This is a genomic window from Cohaesibacter sp. ES.047 (assembly GCF_900215505.1).
In the GTDB taxonomy this organism is placed as follows: domain Bacteria; phylum Pseudomonadota; class Alphaproteobacteria; order Rhizobiales; family Cohaesibacteraceae; genus Cohaesibacter.
In genome coordinates, this window is the sequence record NZ_LT907844.1 from 1,045,997 (window position 1) to 1,069,454 (window position 23,458).

At 57.1% G+C, this 23,458-nt stretch carries 15 protein-coding genes; 8 read left to right on the plus strand and 7 right to left on the minus strand.

All coding sequences use genetic code 11. The features are described from left to right. Positions 1-335: 335 nt before the first annotated feature. The 3 genes from CPH65_RS04635 to iolG all read left to right on the plus strand — a co-directional run bounded on the left by CPH65_RS04635 (position 336) and on the right by iolG (position 4,845). Positions 336-2,558, plus strand: a complete 2,223-nt coding sequence (locus tag CPH65_RS04635) for an NADP-dependent isocitrate dehydrogenase (RefSeq protein ID WP_096172341.1) — start codon at positions 336-338, stop codon at positions 2,556-2,558. Positions 2,559-2,635: 77 nt separating this feature from the next. Next, positions 2,636-3,604 (plus strand): YheT family hydrolase, encoded by a 969-nt coding sequence (locus tag CPH65_RS04640; RefSeq protein WP_096172342.1) that lies wholly within the window; start codon positions 2,636-2,638, stop codon positions 3,602-3,604. 242 nt (positions 3,605-3,846) lie between these two features. After that, on the plus strand, positions 3,847-4,845 hold the full coding sequence (gene iolG, locus CPH65_RS04645) for an inositol 2-dehydrogenase (RefSeq protein WP_096172343.1): 999 nt from the start codon (positions 3,847-3,849) through the stop codon (positions 4,843-4,845). A 96-nt stretch (positions 4,846-4,941) separates the two neighbouring features. Here iolG and CPH65_RS04650 read toward each other — a convergent pair whose 3' ends face one another. From CPH65_RS04650 to CPH65_RS04660, 3 genes are all read right to left on the minus strand, one after another. Further along, a complete protein-coding gene (locus tag CPH65_RS04650; protein WP_172891452.1) occupies positions 4,942-7,716 on the minus strand; it encodes an EAL domain-containing protein in 2,775 nt (924 codons plus the stop codon). 160 nt (positions 7,717-7,876) lie between these two features. Continuing rightward, positions 7,877-8,671, minus strand: coding sequence for a 3-keto-5-aminohexanoate cleavage protein (locus tag CPH65_RS04655; RefSeq protein ID WP_244574539.1), 795 nt, complete (start codon positions 8,669-8,671; stop codon positions 7,877-7,879). After that, positions 8,668-9,990: an aspartate aminotransferase family protein gene (locus CPH65_RS04660; RefSeq protein ID WP_096172345.1), complete on the minus strand. Its 1,323-nt coding sequence runs from the start codon at positions 9,988-9,990 to the stop codon at positions 8,668-8,670. The genes CPH65_RS04655 and CPH65_RS04660 overlap by 4 nt, the downstream gene beginning before the upstream one ends. Before the next feature lie 181 nt (positions 9,991-10,171). Here CPH65_RS04660 and CPH65_RS04665 point away from each other — a divergent pair, with 181 nt between their 5' ends. The 4 genes from CPH65_RS04665 (at position 10,172) to CPH65_RS04680 (ending at position 15,315) form a co-directional block, all read left to right on the plus strand. Then, positions 10,172-11,041 carry a MurR/RpiR family transcriptional regulator gene (locus CPH65_RS04665; RefSeq protein WP_096172346.1) on the plus strand — a complete coding sequence of 290 codons (870 nt, stop codon included), beginning with the start codon at positions 10,172-10,174 and terminating at the stop codon, positions 11,039-11,041. 40 nt (positions 11,042-11,081) lie between these two features. Next, complete coding sequence (locus CPH65_RS04670) at positions 11,082-12,050, plus strand: TAXI family TRAP transporter solute-binding subunit (RefSeq protein ID WP_096172347.1); 969 nt, start codon at positions 11,082-11,084, stop codon at positions 12,048-12,050. 221 nt (positions 12,051-12,271) lie between these two features. After that, a complete protein-coding gene (locus CPH65_RS04675; RefSeq protein ID WP_096172348.1) occupies positions 12,272-14,884 on the plus strand; it encodes a TRAP transporter permease in 2,613 nt (870 codons plus the stop codon). After that, the gene (locus CPH65_RS04680; protein WP_096172349.1) at positions 14,881-15,315 is read left to right on the plus strand and encodes a universal stress protein; all 435 of its coding nucleotides are present in this window, start codon (positions 14,881-14,883) and stop codon (positions 15,313-15,315) included. The genes CPH65_RS04675 and CPH65_RS04680 overlap by 4 nt, the downstream gene beginning before the upstream one ends. Before the next feature lie 100 nt (positions 15,316-15,415). Here the strand turns inward: CPH65_RS04680 and CPH65_RS04685 are convergent, their stop codons facing one another. The 3 genes from CPH65_RS04685 to CPH65_RS04695 form a co-directional block, all read right to left on the minus strand. Beyond that, complete coding sequence (locus CPH65_RS04685) at positions 15,416-15,844, minus strand: methylglyoxal synthase (protein ID WP_096172350.1); 429 nt, start codon at positions 15,842-15,844, stop codon at positions 15,416-15,418. Between the two features lie 188 nt (positions 15,845-16,032). Next, positions 16,033-17,001 (minus strand): arginase, encoded by a 969-nt coding sequence (rocF, locus tag CPH65_RS04690; RefSeq protein ID WP_371359431.1) that lies wholly within the window; start codon positions 16,999-17,001, stop codon positions 16,033-16,035. A 262-nt stretch (positions 17,002-17,263) separates the two neighbouring features. After that, a complete protein-coding gene (locus CPH65_RS04695; RefSeq protein WP_096172352.1) occupies positions 17,264-20,392 on the minus strand; it encodes an AsmA family protein in 3,129 nt (1,042 codons plus the stop codon). Between the two features lie 304 nt (positions 20,393-20,696). Here CPH65_RS04695 and pgi point away from each other — a divergent pair, with 304 nt between their 5' ends. After that, positions 20,697-22,334, plus strand: a complete 1,638-nt coding sequence (gene pgi / locus CPH65_RS04700; RefSeq protein WP_371359432.1) for a glucose-6-phosphate isomerase — start codon at positions 20,697-20,699, stop codon at positions 22,332-22,334. A 79-nt stretch (positions 22,335-22,413) separates the two neighbouring features. Here the strand turns inward: pgi and CPH65_RS04705 are convergent, their stop codons facing one another. After that, the gene (locus tag CPH65_RS04705) at positions 22,414-23,358 is read right to left on the minus strand and encodes a DMT family transporter (RefSeq protein WP_244574541.1); all 945 of its coding nucleotides are present in this window, start codon (positions 23,356-23,358) and stop codon (positions 22,414-22,416) included. Positions 23,359-23,458 lie beyond the last annotated feature (100 nt).

Below are 23,458 nucleotides of genomic sequence, written 5' to 3' on the forward strand. Positions count from 1 at the left end.
AAGACACTGCAGCGAGCGGAAACCGTTGAATTTTCTGGTCAGCGCGGACTTTCCTTGCAGTCCTTGCTTGAATGTCCATGGTCGATTTCGCATAGTGCGCTCGCAACAGCTGCTCTTTGCTTCGATTTTGGGGGCCGAGCGGCTTGATCTCTGAAAGCGGATCGTTTGATTGATCTGCAGGTTTTCAGGGCACAGATACACTTACACACACCCGCGTCTGATCGCCTCTTCAGGTGATTGTTGATACGGGGCTTGGCAGCATCGCTGCAAAGACGCCCGCATCCAGTTGGTTGGACGCCGGGTATTCGGAATTCGGGAACCGGAAAGGTAAACACATGGCCGATCAATCTACCCCTGACATCATCTACACGATCGTGGATGAAGCACCCGAGCTTGCGAGCGCGTCGCTTCTTCCGATCGTCCGCTCCTTTGCAGCGGCCGCCGATATCGAGGTCGGAACCAAGGATATCTCTCTTGCTGGCCGTATCATCGCCACGTTCCCCGAGAAGCTGACCGCAGAACAACGCCAGAGCGATGATCTGGCCGAATTGGGGGAGTTGGTAAAGACGCCGGACGCCAATGTCATCAAGCTGCCAAACGTGTCAGCTTCTGTTCCGCAGCTTGTTGCCGCCATCTCCGAGTTGCAGGCACAAGGCTATGATCTGCCTGCCTACCCCGAAGAGCCGAAAACGAACGAGGAAAAAGAAATCCGCGCCCGTTACGATACCATCAAGGGCTCTGCCGTGAACCCGGTTCTGCGCGAGGGCAACTCTGATCGTCGCGCGGCCAAGGCGGTGAAGAATTTCGCGCAGAAGAATCCGCATTCCATGGGCAAATGGGCCAAGGACAGCAAGACGCATGTTTCGTCCATGCCGGGCGACGATTTTTATGCCAATGAGAAATCCGCCACCATCACGGCGGCTCAGGCTGGCGCTGCCAAGATCGAGTTCGTGGCCAAGGACGGCTCTGTGACCGTTCTCAAGGACGGCTGGAAGCTGGGTGAAGGCACCGTGACCGACGCGACCTACATGTCCGCTAAGGCGCTCTCTGCTTTCCTCTCAGACGAAATCGAGAAGACCAAACAGGACGGCATCATGTTCTCCCTTCACATGAAGGCGACGATGATGAAGGTGTCCGATCCGATCATCTTTGGCCATGCGGTCAAGGCGTGGATGGCTCCGATCTTCGAGAAATATGGTGACGCTCTGGCTGCTGCCGGTGTCAGTGCCAATTCCGGCATGGGCGATGTGCTCGCACGTATCGAATCCTTGCCAAACGCAGCCGATATCAAGGCTGATATCGCAGCGATTGAAGCAGAGCGCCCGGCGATCTATATGGTGGATAGCGACAAGGGCATCACCAACCTGCATGTACCGTCCGATGTGATCATCGATGCCTCCATGCCTGCGCTCATTCGTGCTGGCGGTAAGGGCTGGGATGCGAACGGTGCCAAGGGCGACGTCAACTGCGTTATTCCAGACAATTGCTATGCAACGATCTATGACGAATCCATCAACTTCTTCAAGGAAAACGGGGCGCTCAATCCGGCGACTGCCGGGGCCGTTGCCAACGTTGGCCTGATGGCCCAGAAGGCCGAAGAATATGGCTCCCACCCGACCACGTTCGAAGCGCCTGCCGATGGTTCGATCCGCATCGTTCTGGCCAATGGCGAGATCTTGCATGAACAAGCTGTAGAGGGTGGCGATATCTGGCGTGCCTGCACCGTGAACAAGGCTCCGATTGAAAACTGGATCCAGCTGGCGATTGTCCGTCAGCGCCTGACCGGGACCGAAGCGATCTTCTGGCTCGATGCCAACCGCGCCCATGATGCGGAACTGATCAAGTATGTCACCCCGGCGCTTGATGCAGCCGGTGTTGCAGACAAATTCCAGATCATGGCACCGCGCGAGGCGACCCGCCAGTCGCTTGAAACCATCACGGCAGGCAAAGACAGCATCGCCATCACCGGCAATGTGTTGCGTGACTATCTCACCGACCTGTTCCCGATCCTTGAGCTGGGCACCTCTGCCAAGATGCTCTCCATCGTCCAGCTGATGAATGGCGGTGGCCTGTTCGAGACCGGGGCTGGTGGCTCTGCTCCCAAACATGTGCAGCAGCTGGTGGCGGAAAACCACTTGCGGTGGGATTCCATGGGTGAATTCTGTGCCCTTGGCGAGAGCCTCAAGTTCCTTGCGGACAGCAAGGGCAATGAGAAGGCCGGGATTCTGGGTGCTGCTGCCGAAGTGGCAACTCAGGGCATTCTTGATCAGAACAAGTCGCCATCGCGCAAGGTTGGCGAGCCGGACAACCGTGACAGCCATTATTGGTTTGCTCGCTATTGGGCCGATGCGCTCGCCAAGCAGACTGATGATGCGGAACTGGCCACCCACTTCGAGCCGATTGCTGCGGCCCTCGTTGACAACGAAGCCGCGATCCTCTCCGAGCTGGCGGCTGTTCAGGGTGCTCCTGCCGATATCGGTGGCTACTATCATCCCGACAGCGGCAAAAAAACAGCGGTGATGCGTGCAAGCGAAACGCTGAACGAGATCATCGGCTGATCGGTCGCATCAGTATCAGCGTATAAGGGGGCATCCGGTCTTGCCGGGTGCCCTTTTCTTTGATTTTCTAGAGTGCCATGACCAGAAGACCGACCTTTCCCTTCAGCAATGCCCATGTGAACACGATCCTTGCCAATCACGGACCGCGTAAGTGGTTGATCCGACACCGCGCCAAGGCAATGAATGCCAGAAGCCATGAGGTTTTGCTTGATTGTTCAAATGGCGTGCGGCTGCACGGTGTCTATACACCCGGTCGCGACCCGGGAAAGTCCCTCATCACGCTGATCCACGGCTGGGAGGGCACTGCCTGGTCGATCTATCTGCAGTCGGCTGCGATCCGGCTTGAAGCTGAGGGGCATTCGATCTTTCGTCTGCATCTGAGAGATCACGGCCCGACCCATCATCTCAATGCCGAACCCTTTCTTGCGATCCGGCTGGACGAGGTGATGGAGGCGCTCGAACAGATCAATCTGCGCTTTCCTCATGAACGCACTTATCTTTGCGGCTATTCGCTGGGTGCCAATTTTGTTGTTCGGGCGGCAGCTGTAAGCGGGTCGTGGTCCATCCCGCTTGATGGGGCCTTGGCCTTTTCGCCTCCGATTGATCCGGAGGCCGCCGCGCGTTCAATCCGTTCCTATTCGGTCTACAATCGCTATTTCACGGCCAAGTGGCAAAAGTCGTTTCGCAATAAGATGGCCTGTTTCGAAGATCTGCGCGCCCATGAGGCCCTTTTGCAACATCACGACATCTATGCCATGCACGAGGACTTCATCCCCCGCTTTTCCGAGCATCCTGATGCCGCGAGCTACTTTCGGGCCTATGCCCTGACAGCGGAGAATCTTAGCCAAATGGATGCTCCCTGTCATGTGGTTATGGTTCGGGATGATCCGATCATTCCGGTTGCCACCAGTGCGCTGCTGCCAGACCTCGACGGGCTGACGCTTGAGGTGCGCCCCTATGGTGGGCATTGCGGTTTTGTCGAGGGGTTCGGCGTGGATGGTTGGGCAGATGATCTGCTCTTGGATATGGTTGAAAAATGCGCTTGAATAGCGCCTTTTTCACATCGGGTGTGACATCTTGTCCACCTGTCTGATTGGAATTTAAGTGCGACGAATTTGACTGACAGCGGCGTTTGGTGCAAATGAGGTGAGACTAAAGGTGAAGTCCTGTCGGTCTGTGGGCCGTTTATGAGGATAGGTGCCGGGTCGTGGTGGATATGCAATGATTGGCTGCATGGATGGCAGCGACGCTATCGCACCATTTGTACGTACGCATTGGAGAAAATAATATGATCCGTATCGGTCTACTGGGAGCCGGCCGCATTGGCCAAATGCACGCAAGAGCAGTGAGTGATCTTGACAAGGTGGAGATTGTCGCTGTTCATGATCCGCGCGACGAGGCTGCCGCATGGGTACAGGCAATGACCGGGGCTGCCCGCGCCACAACCATGGAAATTGTCGACGATCCGGATATCGATGCCGTGATTATCGCCTCTTCGACCGATCATCATGCCGAGCAGATTTTGGAAGCCGCCAATGGTGGCAAGCACATCTTCTGTGAAAAGCCGATCGACATGAACCTGAGCAAGGTGCGTGAGTGCGTAGAGGCAATCGAAAAGGCCGGTGTCATTGCGATGATGGGCTTTAACCGCCGGTTCGACACCAACTTCGATGCGGTCAAGCGCAACATCCTGAATGGTGAAGTGGGTGAAGTTGAGCTGGTGCAGATCACCTCTCGCGACCCTTCCGCTCCCTCGATCGACTATCTCAAGACATCGGGCGGTATTTTCGTCGACATGATGATCCTCGACTTCGACATGGCGCGCTATGTGCTGGATGATGAAATCGACGAAGTCTATGCCACCGGTTCGGTGCTGACGGATCCGGAAATCGGCAAAATCGGTGATCTGGATACCGTCGCGGTGACCCTCAAGTCCAAGTCGGGCAAGATTGCCGTGATCACCAACAGCCGCCGGTCGAGCTATGGCTATGACCAGCGCGTCGAGGTGCATGGATCGAAAGGCATGGTGCGCGCCAACAACTTGCGCGGCACGGCTGTGACGATTGCCAACCACGAAGGATACCGCAGTGACCCGCTGCTCGATTTCTTCATGGAGCGTTATGCACTGGCCTACAAGAAAGAGCTGCAGACCTTCTGTCGGCTTGTGGCCGGGCAGGAGCAAGAGCACTATCCGGACCATATCGATGGTCTCAGGGCTCAGGAACTCGCCATGGCAGCATGGGAGTCCTACAAGAAAGGCAAAGCCATCAAGATTGGCAAAAAGTGAGATCGCCGGGCATCGGCGCGGTGCCTGAAACCGTCTCACGTTTATGAAGATCATGGCATGGTCAGCACCCTTGGTTGCTGGCCATTCTTTTTGGGATCAGCCGACGTTGATCGCGGCGGGTGTATGCTGCTGATCGAACAAGTGGACGGTGAAGTCATCGTTGGTCATCGGTTTGCCAAAGAAAAAGCCCTGGCCGATCTGGCAGCCAGCGATCTTGACCGCCTCGGCCTGCGCTTCGGTTTCCATGCCCTCGGCGACCACTGTGATGTCGAACCCGCGTGCCAGCGCGACTATCGCATTGATGATGGCGAGGGAATCAAGGGACCGGGGCAGGTCCTTGACGAAGGCCCGGTCGATCTTGATCTTGTCGAGCGGGAACTGGTGGATGTAGCTCAGCGACGAATAGCCGGTGCCGAAATCATCCAGCGCAATTTTGATGCCTTCTTCCCGGATGGCATTGAGCTGGGTAATGACGGCATCGGGGGCGGCGATGAAAAGGGATTCTGTGATTTCGATATGAAGACGATCCTTCGCAAGACCGGATTGTGCAAGGGCTGTTCGGATGTCGTCAAGGATATTGGACCGGGTGAACTGGACCGCCGAGACGTTGACCGCCACGGTGACGTCCTCGGGCCATGTCATGGCATCACGACAGGCGCTTTCGAGGATCCAGCGCCCGAGTTCAACGATCATGCCATTCTCCTCGACAATCGGAATGAAGATATCAGGACGAATTGACCCAAGGTCGGCATGGTTCCAGCGGATCAGGGCCTCGCAGCCGATCGTGACCCCGGTTCTGAGGTTGACTTGCGGCTGGTAGTACAGCTCGAATTCGCTGCGATCGAGGGCACCTATGATCTCGCCTTCGAGCTCGCGCCGATGCAGCACGTCAGCGGCGAGATCGGATGTGTAGAGCAGGTGGCCGGCTCCCGTTTCCTTTGAGCGCAGCAGAGCCACTGTTGCGGCCCTGACCAGGTCTTCCGTGTTGATGCCGCTCTGATGCAGGTCAGCGACACCAATGTGGCAACCGATCGTGACGTCGTGGCCACGCACTGAATAACGTGCCTCGACACTGCTGGCGCGAATGGCTGTTGCCAACCGGGCGGCCTGATCGCTCGTGGCACCAAAGGCGCAGAGCAGGAATGTCTTCTGATCGGCGCAGCCAACGACCTCAAAGCCTTCCAATCGGGCGAGATTGGCACCGACCTTGCGCATCAGTTCGTCCAGATATCCGGGCCCGAGCGATTGCGTGATCTTTTGCATGCGGCTGCCCTGACAGGCGAAGACAAGCACTTTGTTGTCCCGTGCATCGCCCTGTCGCCGGGTTCGTAACCGCTCGTCGACCGCGGTGCAGAAGCCGGATTGGTTGAGCAGGTCCGTCACGGGATCATGGTCCGCGAGATATTCCAGCCGCAGCTGCTCCTTGTGTGCATTGGTGATATCGTTGAACATCATCGTGATCACATGCCGGTCGCGCGTATGTTCGTCCTGATTGGTCGTCACGACGGATGGGGTGATGGAATATTCCAAATATCGACAGTCGTCACCTTCGCCGATCTCAAGGGTTTTGAGGGCTTCATCCCGTTCGTTCAGATCCAAATATATCGGTGCCTTATTCAGCACATCGATCATTTCGAGCGGCATGCAGTCATCGATGAAGAGGCCGTCTTCTGGCTCATAGCCAAGCCGGTGGAGGATGGCCTTGGCCTGCTCGCTGATTTCCAGAATGCGTCCCTGTTCCGTGATGATGACAATCCCGGAAAAGCTGTCCTTGATGATCGTTTGCAAGAAAGCCGAGATGCTTGCGTTTCTGCGTTGGGACAGGCTGAGAAGCAGGTCCTTGAAGCGGATTTCAAACAGGGTCAGAACAATGGCCGAGCCGATGATCTGCGCCTGCATCATGGCCGTTGGCAGGAGAACCGGCTCAATGAGATAGATGACGAAGCTGACCACCTCTAGGCATAAGGAGAGGCCGATGAGCCCTGCGTACTTCCAATAGGAATTGACGCGCCGGCTGAGCGTGAGAAAGAGGATGGGTATGAGGGCAAACGCCGACATGAGCGACGTCCAGAAGGACGGAGCCATGCTCATAGCGCGACCATTGATCAGATTTTCTGCGGCCAGAATCTGCATTTTCGGCCCCGAGATCATGCCCAGAGCCGGAACCGTCATCATATCGCGTAGCTCGACAGCGCCTGCGCCGACCAGAACCTTGCGCTGATCAAGAGCGCCCTGAGGCAATTGACCTTTCAAAAGGTCAATGACCGAAAAGGTCGGAATGGTGTCGGGGTCCATGCCATAATCGACGATGAAGGTGCCCGGAACGATGGAATTGACCCCGCCCAAAAGACTGGAGAGCGACGGGTAAGCCGCGCCGTCCACTTCCTGAGCAAACGGGAAGTTGCGGACGACCCCATCCGCGTCGGCAAGGATGTTGACTGTTGCGAGCCAGGCGTTTTCCTCAAGGGCTGCGATGGGACGATTGGTTTTAACCTCTGCGGAGCTCATGTCAGCGGTGTTGTGCTGCTGAAACATTGCGAGCGTCACAGGACCTTCGGCGTTGATCAATGCTTGCCCGAAGGCCTTGTCTTCTTCGGGCGAGGAGGAGGCGCTGAAATCGATGTCGAAAGCCAGCTCTTCTGCCCCCGCGGCGAAGGTCTTTTCGATGATTTCGCCATAGACGGAGCGCTTCCAGGGCCATGTGCCGATTTCAGTGAGGCTTTTGTTGTCGATTTCAAGCAGGGCGATGCGCCCGGATGCCGGTTTTTTATCCAGCAGCATGCGCTTCTCGGCCAGAAAGTGATCGAGATAGTAGAAAAGCCCATTGTCACTTGCGATGGCGCAACTGAGGAAAACTGCCAATATGGCCAAGAATCGGTATGGAGCGAAGGATTTCATGCCGGTCCGGTGCTGCGCTTCGGTTGGTTTGCAGGCACCATTCTAGGGCGGAAAACTTTGCCAAATCCTAGGCTTTGGACAGGGGCGTCCTCTTTCTGACCTCAGGGTTAGCAAAACCTTGCCGGAAACCTTTTCAGGCCTTCATCGCGGCGATCAGCTGCGCGATCCGCTCCGCATTAGCGTGCGCAATGCGGCCATCTGAATGGTGAAGGTTGTTCTCAAACCCGATCCGCACCTTTCCGCCGCGCCGCATCGCGTCAAGAAGGCAATCGGTCTCGCCCTGACCAAAGGCGCAACAGGCCCAATCCGCTCTGACATCAAGATGGTTTTCGAGGCGTTCGAGCGCTGCCATGAAGGGATCAAGATCTTCCGGGGAGGATTGCTGGCCGGCGGTGTAGCGTCCCAGTACGAACAGGAACTGCAGCCTGGACCTTGGCACAATATTGCGGCTGCACAGATCGGCCAGCCAGTCGATATCAGTCTCGGAGTAGAGGATGTGCTGAATGGCGACATCATGATCCCGCTGTTCGTGATAAAAGCGCGCTATGTCTGGGAGTTCTCCCTCGCTCAGCATTTCGCGGATCGCGATGGAGACGGCACGCGGCTGAACGTCTCGCACCAGTTTGCGTTGTTGCTCCGGGCTATACAGGCCAACGGCCTCTGTGGTGATCTGGGCCTGCATGTCTGGGACGGCGCGGGCCAGCTCGGCAAGCAGCTCGCGGTAGAGACCAGCATCAAGGCAGTGCCTTTGCTCAGCATCCCGCACATGGGCATGGATGCCGTCGGCCCCGGCCTGCCAGCAGGCGCGCGCGTCCTCGACGGTTTCGGCGATGGTGACAGGCAGAGCCGGATGGTCGGCCTTGGTGCGCCGCGCCCCGTTGGGCGCGACCATGATTTTGGGCAGGGCGCTGTAATCTTGGTTGCTCAAGGCAGCACCTGATCGAACGCGGTTTTGAGTTTGGCGACGATTTCTGCGATGTGCTCATCTTCGATGATGAAAGCCGGAGCGAGCAGGATGTGATCGCCGTTGCCGCCATCAATGGTGCCGCTCATGGGATAGCAGATAAGCCCCGCTTCGAAGGTCGCCTTCTTGAGGGCTTTGGCAATGGCGCGGGAGGGATCGAAGGGCTTTTTGGTTTCCCGGTCCTCGACGATCTCGATGCCGATGAACAGGCCGCGTCCGCGGATGTCGCCCACATGGGAATGCTGGCCAAAGGCTTCGTTGAGCGCGGCGCGCAATTTGATGCCCATTGCGTGGCTGCGTTCGGCAAGGCAGCCATCGGTGAGCTTAGTCAGCACAGCAAGGGCTGCGGCGCTTGCCGTGGGGTGGCCGATATAGGTGTGGCCATGATGGAAGAAGCCGCTTCCGTCCTCGATTGCCTTGTAGATGGCACCTGTGCAGAGCATCGCCCCAATGGGCTGATAGCCAGCGCCAAGTCCCTTGGCGATGGTCAGGATGTCCGGCGAAATGCCATCCTGCTCGCAGGCGAACAATGTTCCGGTGCGGCCCATACCGCACATGACTTCATCGAGAATGAGCAGAATGCCGTATTTGTCGCAAATCTCGCGAATGCGTTTGAAGTAGCCCTCGACAGGGGCCAGCGCACCAGAGGTTGCGCCTACCACCGGCTCTGCAATAAAGGCCATGACTTCATCAGCGCCGATGCGGTTTATTTCCGCTTCGAGTTCATTGGCAACCCGTTGGCCATAGTCAAACGCACTCTCGCCGGGCTGGCGATCACGATATTCGTAGCAGGGACTGATATGGCTGGTCTCGATCATCAAGGGGGCAAAGGGTTTGCGCCGCCACATGTTGCCGCCTGCAGACAGGGCACCAAGCGTGTTGCCATGATAGCTCTGGCGGCGGGCGATGATGCGGTGCCGCTGCGGCTCGCCGATCTCGATGAAATATTGTCGTGCAAGCTTGATGCCTGCTTCCACCGCCTCGGACCCACCCGATACGAGATAGACGCGATCAAGCCCCTCCGGCGCGTGGGCGATCAGCTTGTCAGCGAGGGCTTCGGCGGGCTTGGAGGTGAAAAATCCTGTATGAGCAAAGGGGATGACTTCGATCTGTTCGTGGATTGCCTTGAGGACATCAGGGTCGCTGTGACCAAGGCACGAGACCGCTGCGCCACCCGATCCATCGAGGTATTTTTTGCCATTGACATCAAATAAATAGACGCCTTCTCCATGGTCAATGGTCGGGGGGAGGGCTTTGGTATGACGTGGAAACAAATGTGACATGAAATTGCCTATAGTGAAACGTTTGATTTCCGGAGGTTGCGCCGCTCAGAAACGGACTGTTCGGATGGAACTCTAGCAGTATCGAAACATATGTTTCAAGTATTGACTTAGAGTAAAACAATTGGAATTTTATAGGTCAGGGTAGAACCCCAAAAAGGGGCACCCGCAAAGAGGCGTGGGCATGCTGGGAACTTCTACGATACAGGACCGGATTGCGGGCCAATATGGCGAGCTGAGCGAGCGTCTCAGGCAAGCTGCGGACTATATCGTCGAGCATGAGATCGAAGTCGCGACCCATTCCCTGCGCACTGTTGCCAGCAACGCCGGACTTGCCCCGGCAACCTTTTCAAGATTGTCTCAGGCCCTTGGCTTTTCCAGTTATGAACGCATGCGCGATATGTGCCGCGACGCGCTGGGGCGACAGGCCATGTCCTTTGCTCAGCGCGCTGAACTGCTGTCGAGTGAGGAAGAGGACGGCACATGCATGCCGTTCATCGAGCGGCAACTTTCGGCAAGTCTCGAAAATATATCAAAGCTTGGTCAGGATCTGGACCGCGACCGTCTCAATGCGGTTGTTAACCATTTGACTGCTGCGCGTGAGGTTCTGTTGTTCGGTGCGTTCAGCTCAACAGGCCTGATAGAATACTTTGCCTATCTTGCTCGCTATTTCACCTCGAACTGGAAAGTGGCGGGCCGTATGGGGGAGTCCATCAGTTCTGCCTTCGTAGGGCTTGGCAAGGAGGATGCGGTGATCATCCTGACCAAGCGTCCCTATGCGCGCCGTGCGATACTTGCCGCAGAAATGGCTTCAGAGTCAGGTGCTTACGTCATCGTTATCACGGATCGGCATTCCTGTCCGGCTCTGGAACATGCCTCCGCTCATTTCATTGTTTCGACCGAGAGCCCGCAATTCTTTTCTTCTTATGCAGCCACACTTGTGCTAATTGAAACATTGGTAGGAATGCTGGTGGCGCGAACGGGAACGTTAGCGCGCGATCGGATTGAAAACATCGAAACCCGCAATCACCGGTTGGGTGAATTCTGGGACTAAACAAAAGCTGTTAACTTTCTTGCTAAACTGGGAGAAAAAAATGCTCAAAAAACTGACACTCACTGCAACTGCGCTTGCTGCGACGGTGGCCTTTTCACCGGCTGCTTTTGCAGAGGAGTTCATTACGATCGGTACCGGCGGTGTAACCGGCGTTTACTACCCGACTGGCGGCGCTATCTGCCGTCTGGTCAACAAGGGTCGCAAGGACCACGGCGTTCGCTGCTCCGTTGAATCCACTGGTGGGTCCGTCTACAACATCAACACCATTCGCGAAGGCGAGCTGGAATTTGGCGTTGCACAGTCTGACTGGCAGTATCATGCCTACAACGGCACCTCCAAGTTTGAAGACAAAGGTCCGTTCAAAGAGCTGCGTGCCGTTTTCTCCGTGCACCCTGAGCCGTTCACCGTTGTGGCTCGTGCCGACTCCGGCGTGAAAAACTTCCAGGACCTCAAAGGCAAACGCGTCAACATCGGCAACCCCGGGTCCGGTCAGCGCGGCACCATGGAAGTTCTCATGGATGCTCTTGGCTGGAGCATGGATGACTTCACTCTTGCAACCGAGCTGAAAGCTGCAGAACAATCTGCGGCTCTGTGCGACAACCAGATCGATGCCATGGTCTACACCGTCGGCCATCCGTCCGGTTCCATTCAGGAAGCTACCACGGCTTGTGATTCCGTTCTGGTGACCGTTGACGGTCCTGCTGTCGACAAACTGATCTCGGACAACAGCTACTATCGGTCCGCGACCATTCCAGGCGGCATGTATCGCGGCAATGACGAAGACACCAAAACCTTTGGTGTTGGCGCAACCTTCGTTACGTCTGCGGCTGTGTCTGAAGACACTGTCTACACGCTGGTCAAATCCGTTTTCGAAAACTTCGATGCGTTCAAAAAACTGCATCCCGCTTTCGCAAACCTGAAGCCTGAAGAAATGGCGACGGCTGGTCTGTCCGCTCCGCTGCATCCTGGCGCTGCGAAATACTACAAAGAACAGGGCTGGATCAAGTAAGCCTTGATTGATGTGCGGTCTCGAGGCTCTTGCCCCGAGACCGTTTTTGTTTCGCAGAGGTCGTTGCATCTTTCGTATTGAAGCGGTGGCCTGATCAACGTTTTTTTATTTTTGAAGCCATCTTCGGCCGTTCTGGACAATTTGTCAGCTCGTTGCTGTGCTCGGTTCCGGCCACGCCAAGACGTTGTTGTTTTGGAAGGTGATGGCCGGGAGCTCTATTGATGTCTGACAAGCATGCGTCCGGACGCCCCCTGAGTGAAGAGGAGCTGCAAGATCTTGTTGCCTCTTCCGATGCAGGGTCGCGCAATCCGATTGGCGCAGTTGGAACGTTTCTGGCTGCGGTTGCCCTGATCTGGTCTGTCTTCCAGGTCGTTCTTGCTTCGCCCGTATCCCCCTATATCCTGCCCGCCGACCTCATCAACAACTCACGTCAGCTGCATCTGGCTTTTGCCATTTTCCTTGCCTACATGGCGTATCCGGCCTTCTCCAACAGCCCGCGCCATCATATCCCCACGGGGGATTGGCTTCTTGGTGTGGCGGGGGCTCTCATTGCCCTTTACGGCTTTTTCTTCTACGAGAAAATCGTCAACAATGGCGGACTGGCAGATGATGTCGACAAGTGGGTCGCTCTCGCTGGCCTGCTGATCCTGTTCGAAGCTGCCCGCCGGGCACTCGGGCCAGCCATGGCGATCATCGCGACGATCTTTCTGTTTTATGTCTTCTTTGGCGCTTCCGAATGGATGCCCGAGGTCATTCGCTGGAAGGGTGCCTCGCTGAAGAAAGCCATGAGCCACATGTGGATCACGTCCGAAGGAGTCTTCGGTATCGCGCTCGGTGTGTCGACCAAGTTCGTGTTCCTCTTCGTGTTGTTCGGGGCGCTGCTCGACAAGGCCGGAGCGGGCAACTATTTCATCAAGATGGCATTTGGGGCGCTTGGTCACCTTAAAGGGGGGCCTGCCAAGGCAGCTGTTGTGGGCTCTGCTGCGACGGGCCTTATTTCCGGCTCCTCCATCGCGAACGTCGTGACGACGGGCACCTTCACGATCCCGCTGATGAAGCGGGTAGGCTTTACCTCGGAGCAGGCCGGTTCGGTCGAGGTCGCCTCATCCGTGAACGGCCAGATCATGCCGCCGGTCATGGGGGCAGCTGCCTTTCTGATGGTTGAATATGTCGGCATTTCCTATGTCGAGGTGATCACCCATGCCTTCCTGCCAGCTATGATTTCCTATATCGCGCTGGTTTATATCGTGCATCTGGAAGCGGTGAAACGGAACATGCCGACCATCGGTGACCGTTCGGTTTCAACCATGCGCACCATCCTGAGCATGTTCGCCTTCTTTGCCGGATTTGCCGCTCTTTGCTACGGCATCAAGTTTCCCATTGGCTGGATCGTGGCGGTCGTGCCTGAAGGGGCTAGCTGGATATTGGCGGCGCTTGTGTTCGTTGCCTATCTGGCACTGCTCAAGCTGGCCTCAACTGCGCCGGATCTCGAGCCGGATGACCCCAATGCCGAAGAGGTCGTGTTGCCGAACGTGTCGGAGATCTACAAGACCGGGCTTTATTATCTCCTGCCCATCGTTGTGTTGGTCTACTTCCTGATGATCGAGCAGAAATCACCGGGCCTGTCGGCTTTCTGGGCGACCTCCCTGTTGTTTGTCATCCTGTTGACGCAGAAGCCCATCAAGGGGATCTTTCGCGGTGAAAGCGAGATGGTCAACTCCTTCAAGTCGGGAGTGATGGATCTGGGCGTCGGCCTCATTGATGGCGCGCGCAACATGATCGGCATTGGCCTAGCAACCGCAACCGCCGGTGTGATCGTGGGTACCGTCACGCTGACCGGTATCGGGCAGGTGATGGCCAATCTGGTCGAAATCATGTCCGGCGGCAATCTCGTCCTGATGCTGATCTTTGTCGGTCTGCTCTCACTCGTTCTGGGCATGGGGCTGCCGACGACGGCAAACTACATCGTTGTCTCCTCGCTGATGGCTGGCGTTGTTGTCACACTGGGGGCGCAGTCGGGGCTGGTGGTGCCGCTTATTGCTGTTCATCTGTTCGTCTTCTACTTCGGCATCATGGCGGATGTGACGCCGCCTGTGGGGCTCGCCTCCTTTGCCGCGGCGGCGGTGTCAGGGGGCGATGCGATCAAGACCGGCTTTACGGCCTTTTTCTATTCGCTCCGGACAGTGGCTCTGCCGTTCGTGTTCATCTTCAACACCGATCTTCTGCTGATTGACGTCACCTGGTTCCAGGGGATTCTTGTGGCCGTGATCGCAACCATTGCCATTCTGGTGTTCACCGCCGGAACCATGGGCTATTTCGTTGCGCGCAACCGCATTTACGAGAGCGTCGCGCTCATTGTGATCTCGTTCGTGCTGTTCCGTCCCGATTTCTTCATGGACCGCATTCAGCCCCCCTATGAGCGGGTCGAACCGGCGCAGATTACGCAGGCGCTTGCCAAACTGACTCCCGGCCACGAAATGCGTGTGAAACTGACGGGGCCGGACTTTACCAGCGGACGGGTGAAGGACACGACGATTGTCCTTGAAGCCGGTGATGAGACGGGTGGTGAGGAACGCCTGTCGGCGATGGGGCTGGCTGTTCTGGATGAGGATGGCATTGTCAAACTCGATGAGCCGTTCCCCGGCACACCGTTCTTTACAGATCTCAGCTCGTTCGATTTCTATGGCGATACGCCGGTGTCGATCGAGAAGGTTCAAGTCAAGGCTGACCAGCTGCCCAAAGAACTCCTGTTTATTCCGGGGCTTTTGCTGCTGGGTCTGGTCTATTTGCTGCAACGCGCCCGCGCGGGCCGTAAGGAGGAGCCAGCTTCATGACCAAATCGATCCTTTGTGCGATTGATATCTCGCAGGATAACGATACCAAAGTTCTGGAAATTGCCGACAAGCTGGCAAAGGTGGATGACGCCCGTCTGGACGTCATCACCGTTGTGCCAAACTTCGGCATGACCCTCGTCGGAAGCTTCTTTGACGAGAATTTCCAGAAGCAGGCCGTGGCTGATGCCAAGAGCGCACTCAAGACGCGCGTGGAACAAATACTCGGGTTAGAGCGCAACACATCCATTCGCCATATCGTTGCGACCGGTTCTGCCTATGAGGAGATTCTCGAGGTGGCCACGCAGATCAATACCGATCTTATCGTGATCGGTGCGCACAAGCCGGACCTGAAGGAATTTCTCATCGGTCCGAACGCGGCGCGCGTGGTGCGTCATTCGAACTGTTCGGTCTATGTGGTCCGGGAGGCCTAGACCCACACTCGTATGAGACAATAAAAAGGCCGCTCCATCTAGGGGCGGCCTTTTTTTGTTGGATCGCGTGATGCGGCGCTTCCCTTCTCGGGATGAGGCTTCAGGCCGCGGCGATGCTTTTCTGTTTATCCTTGATGAGGCCACGCATGATGTAATTGGCCGAGCTGGGGCTGTAGGCCACTGGCAGGTCATAAACGGTAGCGAGGCGGTTGAGTGCCTTCACATCCACGTCATGCGGCATCGGGGACAGCGGATCGACAAAGAAGATCAGGCCGTCGAGACGCTTTTCGGCAATCATTGCGCCGATCTGCTGGTCACCGCCAAGCGGGCCGGAAAACAGCGGGGTCAGATTAAGGGTCGGATAGGCTTCGAGGATTCGGCTGCCCGTGGTTCCGGTGCCGACCAGTTCCGAATTTTCCAGCATGGACAGATGATGACCGACCCATTCGATCAGATCGTCCTTCTTGGCGTCATGGGCAACAAGGGCGATGCGCAAGGGTGCGCTCGGATTGGACTTGGTCTCTTGCATGGATGCATTTCCTCGATTGTTCGGTCGCGACTGTCTGCATCATGAGTGTCTGTATCATGACCGGCAAGTCATTGATCGGATTGAAAACAGGCGACCCGATTATGTTTGCACCACATTACATGGAAGGGACCGTGACTGTCCACCCGTCATAACCCTGACCTTGGCGGTGTGGGCCAGATCTGGAGCAATCATTGTGGTCCGGTTTGTGGTCCGGGGTGGCGTGTCCTGCGGTCGAAAATCTTGCGTCCGAACAGCGAGGCGGTGAGATCGGTCATCAGCTCTGCCGTCATGCCGCGGTGATCGAGGAAGGGATTGAGTTCGACCAGATCAAGCGAGGTGACGCATTCACTCTCATGGAGCAGTTCCATGATCAGATGCGCCTCGCGGAAGGTTGCGCCTCCGGGGACCGTGGTGCCGACCGCCGGGGCGATGGACGGGTCGAGAAAGTCGACATCGAGGCTGACGTGCAACATGGCGTTGGTTGCCTTCACCTCGTCGATGAGTTGCTGCAACGGGCGGATGACGCCGACTTCATCGATCACGCGCATGTCATTGACCAGCACCCGTTGCTCCTGAAGCCGTAGGCGTTCGTCAAGGTCGACACTGCGGATGCCAATCATGTGGACGTGGGACGGATGGACCGGATGCCGCAGTGGTTCGGCATAAAGCCCCGCCAAGTCCGGGTCGCCGCAAAAGGCCGCGACGGACATGCCGTGGATGTTGCCGCTCTGGGACGTTGCGGGGGTGTTGAAATCAGGATGTGCGTCGAGCCAGAGCACATAAAGTGGGCGGCTGCATTCGGCGGCGTGGCGCGCAAGCCCGGCAACCGATCCGATGGACAGGGCATGGTCGCCGCCGAGAAAAATGGGGAATGTGTCCTGCGCCATAGCATAGGCCATGTCCGCAAGGGCTTGCGTCCAGCCGGCAATGGCTTCGAAATTGCGCGCAGAACCGGATCGGGTTGATGCTGCGGTGACCTGTCTTGGGGTCAGATTGCCGTGGTCGGCGGTATGGTGGCCAAGGCCTTCGAGGGTTTCGATGATGCCCGCAGTCCGCAGGGCATCGGGACCCATCAGGCAGCCCTTTTCGTGCGTGCCGTCCTCAAGGGGCACGCCCAGAATCGCAATGGATGGAGAGATGTCTTGATTGGTCTTCACTGCTTGGCCCCTTTTGCTCATGCCGATGGTTTCCGGTTAGAGCGCTTTGAAGATAAACCGGGTCGCCGGTTTAGATTTAAACGCTATTTCTCAGTATGTTATTGCATTCTCGTGAACGGGTGTTCCCGAGAGTTGCTCTAGCGTGAGATAAGCGGAACGGGCCGGCAAAGAGTAGGGGCTATGTTTGGCAAAAATGATCTGCCAAATGTCAAATTTGCTGCTGCAATTGTGCAGATCGTCAGTGAGAGCGAATCGATGCGTGTTAGTTGCCGAACAGGCCTTTGGTGACGCCCTGCAGGAGCTGCTGTTCAAGGCTGCGCGGTTTTTGCTGGCCGTTGTTGTTCTGTTGATTGTCGTTCTGCGGGTTCAGCACCTTATTGAAATCGATGCCCAGCTTGTCGCCCTGCTTCTGGAGCTCCTTGGTCACATTCTTTTCGATTTTCCTGATGCCCTTGGCTGCGGCCTTGCCTGCGCCGCCCATCTGTTCGAGCCCCTTGAGCACGGCTTCCGGATTTTCCAGAATGCCCGGAATGTCGGGATAGATGCGCGGATCGTCGAGACTGCCGCGGATGATGATGGGAATGGGAACACCGTTGGCATCGACCGGTCCGCCCTGACCTTCCAGCTTGGCAATGAGTTTCGGTGTCGCGCGGTAATCGATGCGCTTGTTCGGTAGATCAATCGTGCCGCTGCCGTCAAGACGCAAGAGCGGGCTGAGCATCTGGAGATCGTTGTTTGTCACTTGACCGTTGTCGAACTGGAAGCTGGCTGTGAGGGCGGAAAAGTCAGTGCTTTGTGCGTCTGATGACGCCCAGCCTTGCAAGATATTGCCTCTCAGGTTGCGCAGCATCTGAGGAATGTTGATGCCCTGAATGGCACCGTCCCGGATGACAAGGCTCCCTGTGCCGTCAAGCGCTTGAATGATCTGGGCCTGACTGGCGCCGCGCGTGTTGAGATCGATGTCGAGACCGCCTGTGCCACTGAGCGATTTCATCCCGATGGCGTCCCTGAGGAACCCTCTCATCTGCATGTTGGCCATCGAGAAGCGTGCGGTCATCTGCGCCGGCTGGCTGGTCGAGTTGATCGAGAAGGCACCGTTGCCCTGTCCGTTGTAGAGGCTCAACTTATCAAGTGAGCCGTTCAACTGACCGTTCTCGACTTTGGCCGTGATGGTCACCGGGCCGGTGACGATATCCCGCGCCACCAAGGAGTTGGTGGCAAGTTGCAGATCGGCATTGAAGTTTGATAGTCCGGTGAAGTCGATGGGGCTCGTGTCCCAGCCATTGGCGTTGCCGGGCGCTTTGGTGGCGGTCGACGCCGCCTGCGTGGTGCGCCCTGTCGCAGTGCCATCGCCCATGAAGGGGGTCACATCGAGTTTTTCGAAGGTCAGCCTGCCAAAGACGGATGGAACAGCGGACAGAGTGAGTGTGACATCGCCCTTGCCTTTCGATTGACCAAAGGATGCTGTGAGGTCGCTGAGGCCGACCTTTTGCGGGGCGAGAATCACCTGCGTGGTGAGCTGCATCGGCAGATCAGGCGTGCCGGTCGTGACCTCCTGACCAAGCCAGGCCAGCAATGCACGGCTGGAGGGAGAATGGATCGACAGCTTGCTGCCGGACAGGCTCGTCTTGGTGGGATCGAATTGGCCGGTGAGGGCAAGGGAGACGGGGCTCGCATCTAGCGACAGGCTCGTCGGTATGGGGTTGCCCGCAAGAGCTTGGCCCAGCCCCAGGGTGCTGGCGTAGCGCAGCACTTCGCCATTCCAGAAGAAAGAGCCCTTCACATCCACCGGCGCATCCAGACTGGAGATGGTGACGGTGCTGGTGAGTTCGGAAATGGAGCTGCTTTCCCGGGTCGGAATGGCCGACTGCAGCGCCGGGTGCGAGATTTCCCCCTCACTGAGCGTGAGGGTGCCCGCCAGATTGCCCTTCTTGAGGATGTCTTCGCTGGTCAGACCCTGAGCGGCAAAATTGATGTTTGTCGAGAGCATGCCGGTCAGAGGGCTTGCCTGCCCGGCGAGTTCGGCGAGATCGGTGATGTCCAGCTGGTGGCTTTCCAGTGATCCCTGCCAGACCTTTTGGGCGATAGATCCGTTAAGGCTGGCCTTGAGGCTGCCCTTGGCGACGTTGACATTCTTGAGGTTGATCGCGAGATTGCCATTCTGCAACTGGCCCAGAAGCACGGCATTGCGGACCGCCTCGTTCTGATAGGCGAGGGTCTCTGCCCTTGCATCAATCGTCATGTCAAAGGTGGAAAGCGCCGAGAGCTCCGGCTCGCTCGCAGTCTCGGGTGCGGCTCCGGCTTCATCATTGGTGCTGGTGGCCACGGTTTCGGGCGTCTCGATGGCTTTCAGATCGAGCAATTTGTTCAAATCGAGGGACGCGACATCCAGCGCGACGCGAATGAGGGGGCGTCCCGACGCGGTGTTGGTGAAGACGCGGGCCGCTGCTTCTATGCTCTGCTCGCCCAGTGTGGCATTGAGTATGGGCAGGCGGATTTCCCGCGCGTCGACGATTACGGACCCCTGCAGACTGACGGCTTCGGGCTGGACCGGTGCGGGGGCGCCGCCGAGCCATGTGGCGAGGCTCTTGAGATCGCCTGCATTGGCGGCAAAGTTCGCGAGAAGCAGCGTCTCGCCCTTGAGCGCCAACTCGCCTTCGACGCGCGCCTTCACAATCGGGCTTTCAAGGCTGATATCGAGGCGGCTCGATCCACCGTTGATGGCTCTGCTGGCATTGGCAAGCGCGCCGCTGAACTCCAGCTCCTGTTCCCGATAGGGCAGGGAACCACTGAGCGTGGCCGGACCATCGAAATCGGGGATGCTGATGCTGGCATCGAGTCCTGACAGGAGCGTTGTGCTGGTGCCGTTGGCATCGCGGCTGACCAATTGCGCGTCGCTTACGGCCAAACGACGAAGGCTGAGTGCGGAAAGATCAATCGGCTCGCGGTGACCCGGCTCAGGACTGGTTGGTGCTGTGCTGCTCTCTGCCTCGGTGGTCTTCGTTGCCTCGGCCCCGTCATTGGTTACGTCGTCGGCAATGGCCGCGGCTTGACTGAGCGTGAGGATGGGCTTGTTCAGGGTGATGCCGGTGATGTCCGCCTTGCCGGAAAGAAGCGGCGAGAGGGCGAGGGAAAAGTCGATCCGCTCGACATCAAACAATGGGTTGTTGGCAGGATCACGCAGAGCGACATTCTCAGCGGAGAGCTTCAAACCGGTGATCAGGGATAGAGAGACATCACCTCCGATGTCGAGATGCATGTCGGTCTGATCCTTAACGAAGGTCTGGACCTGAGCCTTGAGAAATCCGGTCGAAACGAAGTAGGGCACGACGATCAGCGCGAGAAGCACCAGAAACAAGGTCGAAACGAGTGAAATCAAAAGGTTACGCATTCAGTCTCTCGTTTGTTGTGTTCCATGGTGTCATGCCTTGAATAACGCGAAGGGCTGCGCCGCCTGATCGTGCCAAGCGAATCAAGCAATTTCATTCTAGCCGCATGGCAGGGTTGGCTTCAAACGACTGTTGGGTTGGCGCGGTGTTTTATTCGCTGAAACGGCTCACTTTGTGGTCTTGATGGTATGATTGCGGACCCGGGCAGGGGTGGAAAAGCAGCATTAGGTGGAAACTCCATGTTTCTAATCATATACTTCCGCCATAAACTCCGCCTAAAACACATGCGTCTTAATCATCAAGTGAATGGGGAAATTCATGAGCTCTATGGAAGTCATCTGGACCGATCTGGTCCATCATCGTCAGGATTTCGATTCCTTTCACCTGCGCGAAGCCTTTGCTGCCGATCCGTCACGGTTCGAGCGTTTTTCCACTGAGATGGATGGCTGCCTGACGCTCGACTATTCGCGCAACCGTGTTGATGAAAAAACCATGTTGCTGCTGGAAAAACTCATCGAGGCCGCCGGTGTCCGGACGCGCTTTGCCGAGATGAAAGGCGGTGCGACGATCAACAACACGGAGGGGCGTGCCGTGTTGCATGTCGCCCTGCGTGGATCGGTTTCGGCCAATCTTGAGGTCAACGGCCAAAAGATCATGGATGATATCAACGCCGTGAAAAAGCGTCTCTATGCATTCGCCACCGGGGTGCGTGACGGGTCGATTGCGGCCAAGGATGGCCAGCCCTTCACCGATGTGGTCAACATCGGCATCGGCGGCTCTGATCTCGGCCCGCATATGGTCACCCGCGCTCTGTCGGCCTTTCATGATGGCCCGCGCGTGCATTTCGTCTCCAACGTCGATGGCGCCCACATGGGCGACACGCTGAAGACACTGGAACCGGCTCGCACGTTGTTCCTCGTCGCTTCCAAGACTTTCACAACGCAGGAAACCATGACCAACGCCCGTGCCGCCAAGGCGTGGCTGACGGCAGCGCTTGGGGATGATGCGGTGGCCGATCATTTCGCGGCTCTGTCGACCAACAAGGAAGGCGTTGAAGGCTTCGGCATCAACACCGATCGCATGTTTGAATTCTGGGACTGGGTCGGCGGTCGCTATTCGGTCTGGTCGGCCATTGGCCTTCCCGTGATGATCGCGATTGGCGCGGACGGGTTCGAAGAGTTTCTCGCTGGTGCCCGGTCGATGGATAGCCATTTTGCGTCCGCTCCGTTCCGCGAAAACATCCCCATGCTGATGGCCGCACTTGGGCTGTGGTATCGCAATGTCTGGGATTGCGCGTCGATGGCGGTTCTGCCCTATGACCAGCGGCTTGAATATTTTGCCGATTTCCTGCAGCAGCTCGACATGGAATCAAACGGCAAGTCGGTTCACAATGACGGCTCTTCCCTTGCGCGTGCCAGTGGCCCGGTGATCTGGGGCGCGTCTGGCACCAACGGCCAGCATGCCTTCTATCAAGAACTGCATCAGGGCACCGACATCATCCCTTGCGAATTCCTCGTTGCGGCCAAGCCGACTGATGCGGACGACTATCAGCATGAATTGCTGCTGGCCAACTGCTTTGCGCAGGTTGAGGCATTGGCGAAGGGACGCACCGCCGAGGAAGCCAAGGCCCAGCTTGAGGCTTCGGGCAAATCGGCTGAAGAGGTCGCGGCGCTGGTGCCGCACAAGGTGTTTGAAGGCAACCGTCCGAGCTCGCTGATCTTTTATGATGAACTGACGCCGAAGATGCTGGGGCGTCTGATTGCCCTTTACGAGCAGAAGGTGTTTGTGCAGGGCGTCGTCTGGGGCGTGAATCCCTACGACCAGTGGGGGGTCGAGCTTGGCAAGGAATTGGCCAACAAGCTGGCGCCTGCGGTCAAAACCGGTGATCGCGGCGAGGGCGATCCGGCGATCCTTGATCGCCTCAAAGCCTACCGCGCGAAATAGTCTCGCTTCTTACATTCACGACAAATTTTAGCCTGCCGGACTGTTCCGGCTGGCTTTTTTATTGGAAGCAACCAACCGGCTAGGTTCTGTTGACCTTGGAAAAGAAGTTCAGAAGCCGGCCATCCAGCACCAGAAGGCCCAATCCGATCAGTCCCATGCCAACGATATGAACCAGCCCCAGACGCTCATTTAAGAACAACCAGCCCAGAAGAATGGCTGTGGCTGGAATCAACAAGGTTACCAACAGCAGATTGGTTGCTCCGGCACGTGCGAGAAGCTGAAAATAGAGCACATAGGCAAGAGCGGTGGAGATCAATGCCAGTCCACCAAGCGCCGCCCAAACAGTAAGCGCAGGCATCGGCAAGGAAAGAGGAGCGTCAACAATCAGCGCTACCGGTGCTAGCAGGATAGTTGAGGCCGTAACCTGCCCGGCGGCGGTTACCACCGGATCAATGTGCATGTCCTTGAAGCGGCGTCCAAATACCCCGGCAAAGGCATAAGACAGGGCCGCAGTCAGAATGGCCATTTGCCCGATGATATTGCCACCCAATCCGTGCAGCGCGTCCAGCCCCATCATCACTGCGACACCGGCAAGACCAATGATGACCCCGGCCAGTTTCCGCGCTGATATTTTCTCATCTGCTAACAGAAGACCGGCGACGAGGACCCCGAAAAGCGGTGTGGCGGCGTTTAGAATTGAGGCAAGTCCCGAAGCAATGCTTTGTTGCCCCCAGACGATCAGCGAGAAGGGAATGACATTGTTCAGGGCTCCCATGCCGAGAAAAGCCAGCCATACAGGGGCGCGTCGGGGAACTGCCCTGCCAGTTATGAAGATATAGACCCACAGGGCACCGGCGGCCAGTCCCACCCGCAAAACGACGATGGTAAATGTGGGTAACGCCTTTACTGCCACACCGACGAAGAAGAAGGATCCACCCCACAAGAGCGACAGACTGAGCAGCATGGCCCATTCAATCGATCCCATATTGGTTTGGATGCCAGATGGTACCGCTCCGCTTTTCATTCGCCGTCCCCTTGGTCGTTTGTTTCGCTCTGTCTCCTCGTTTATCGGGCGGAACCATATGCGTACACCCGTTTCTTGCTTTGTCGCCATCGCTCGAATA

What these genes read in the sequence shown, in the direction of transcription:
- CPH65_RS04640 (WP_096172342.1), top strand. Translation starts at nt 2,636, where the DNA reads ATGACCAGAAGACCGACCTTTCCCTTCAGCAATGCCCATGTGAACACG.
- iolG (WP_096172343.1), top strand. Translation starts at nt 3,847, where the DNA reads ATGATCCGTATCGGTCTACTGGGAGCCGGCCGCATTGGCCAAATGCAC.
- pgi (WP_371359432.1), top strand. Translation starts at nt 20,697, where the DNA reads ATGGGGAAATTCATGAGCTCTATGGAAGTCATCTGGACCGATCTGGTC.
- CPH65_RS04705 (WP_244574541.1), bottom strand. Translation starts at nt 23,358, where the DNA reads ATGAAAAGCGGAGCGGTACCATCTGGCATCCAAACCAATATGGGATCG.
- CPH65_RS04660 (WP_096172345.1), bottom strand. Translation starts at nt 9,990, where the DNA reads ATGTCACATTTGTTTCCACGTCATACCAAAGCCCTCCCCCCGACCATT.
- CPH65_RS04685 (WP_096172350.1), bottom strand. Translation starts at nt 15,844, where the DNA reads ATGCAAGAGACCAAGTCCAATCCGAGCGCACCCTTGCGCATCGCCCTT.
- CPH65_RS04695 (WP_096172352.1), bottom strand. Translation starts at nt 20,392, where the DNA reads ATGCGTAACCTTTTGATTTCACTCGTTTCGACCTTGTTTCTGGTGCTT.
- CPH65_RS04675 (WP_096172348.1), top strand. Translation starts at nt 12,272, where the DNA reads ATGTCTGACAAGCATGCGTCCGGACGCCCCCTGAGTGAAGAGGAGCTG.
- CPH65_RS04670 (WP_096172347.1), top strand. Translation starts at nt 11,082, where the DNA reads ATGCTCAAAAAACTGACACTCACTGCAACTGCGCTTGCTGCGACGGTG.
- CPH65_RS04665 (WP_096172346.1), top strand. Translation starts at nt 10,172, where the DNA reads ATGCTGGGAACTTCTACGATACAGGACCGGATTGCGGGCCAATATGGC.
- CPH65_RS04635 (WP_096172341.1), top strand. Translation starts at nt 336, where the DNA reads ATGGCCGATCAATCTACCCCTGACATCATCTACACGATCGTGGATGAA.
- CPH65_RS04680 (WP_096172349.1), top strand. Translation starts at nt 14,881, where the DNA reads ATGACCAAATCGATCCTTTGTGCGATTGATATCTCGCAGGATAACGAT.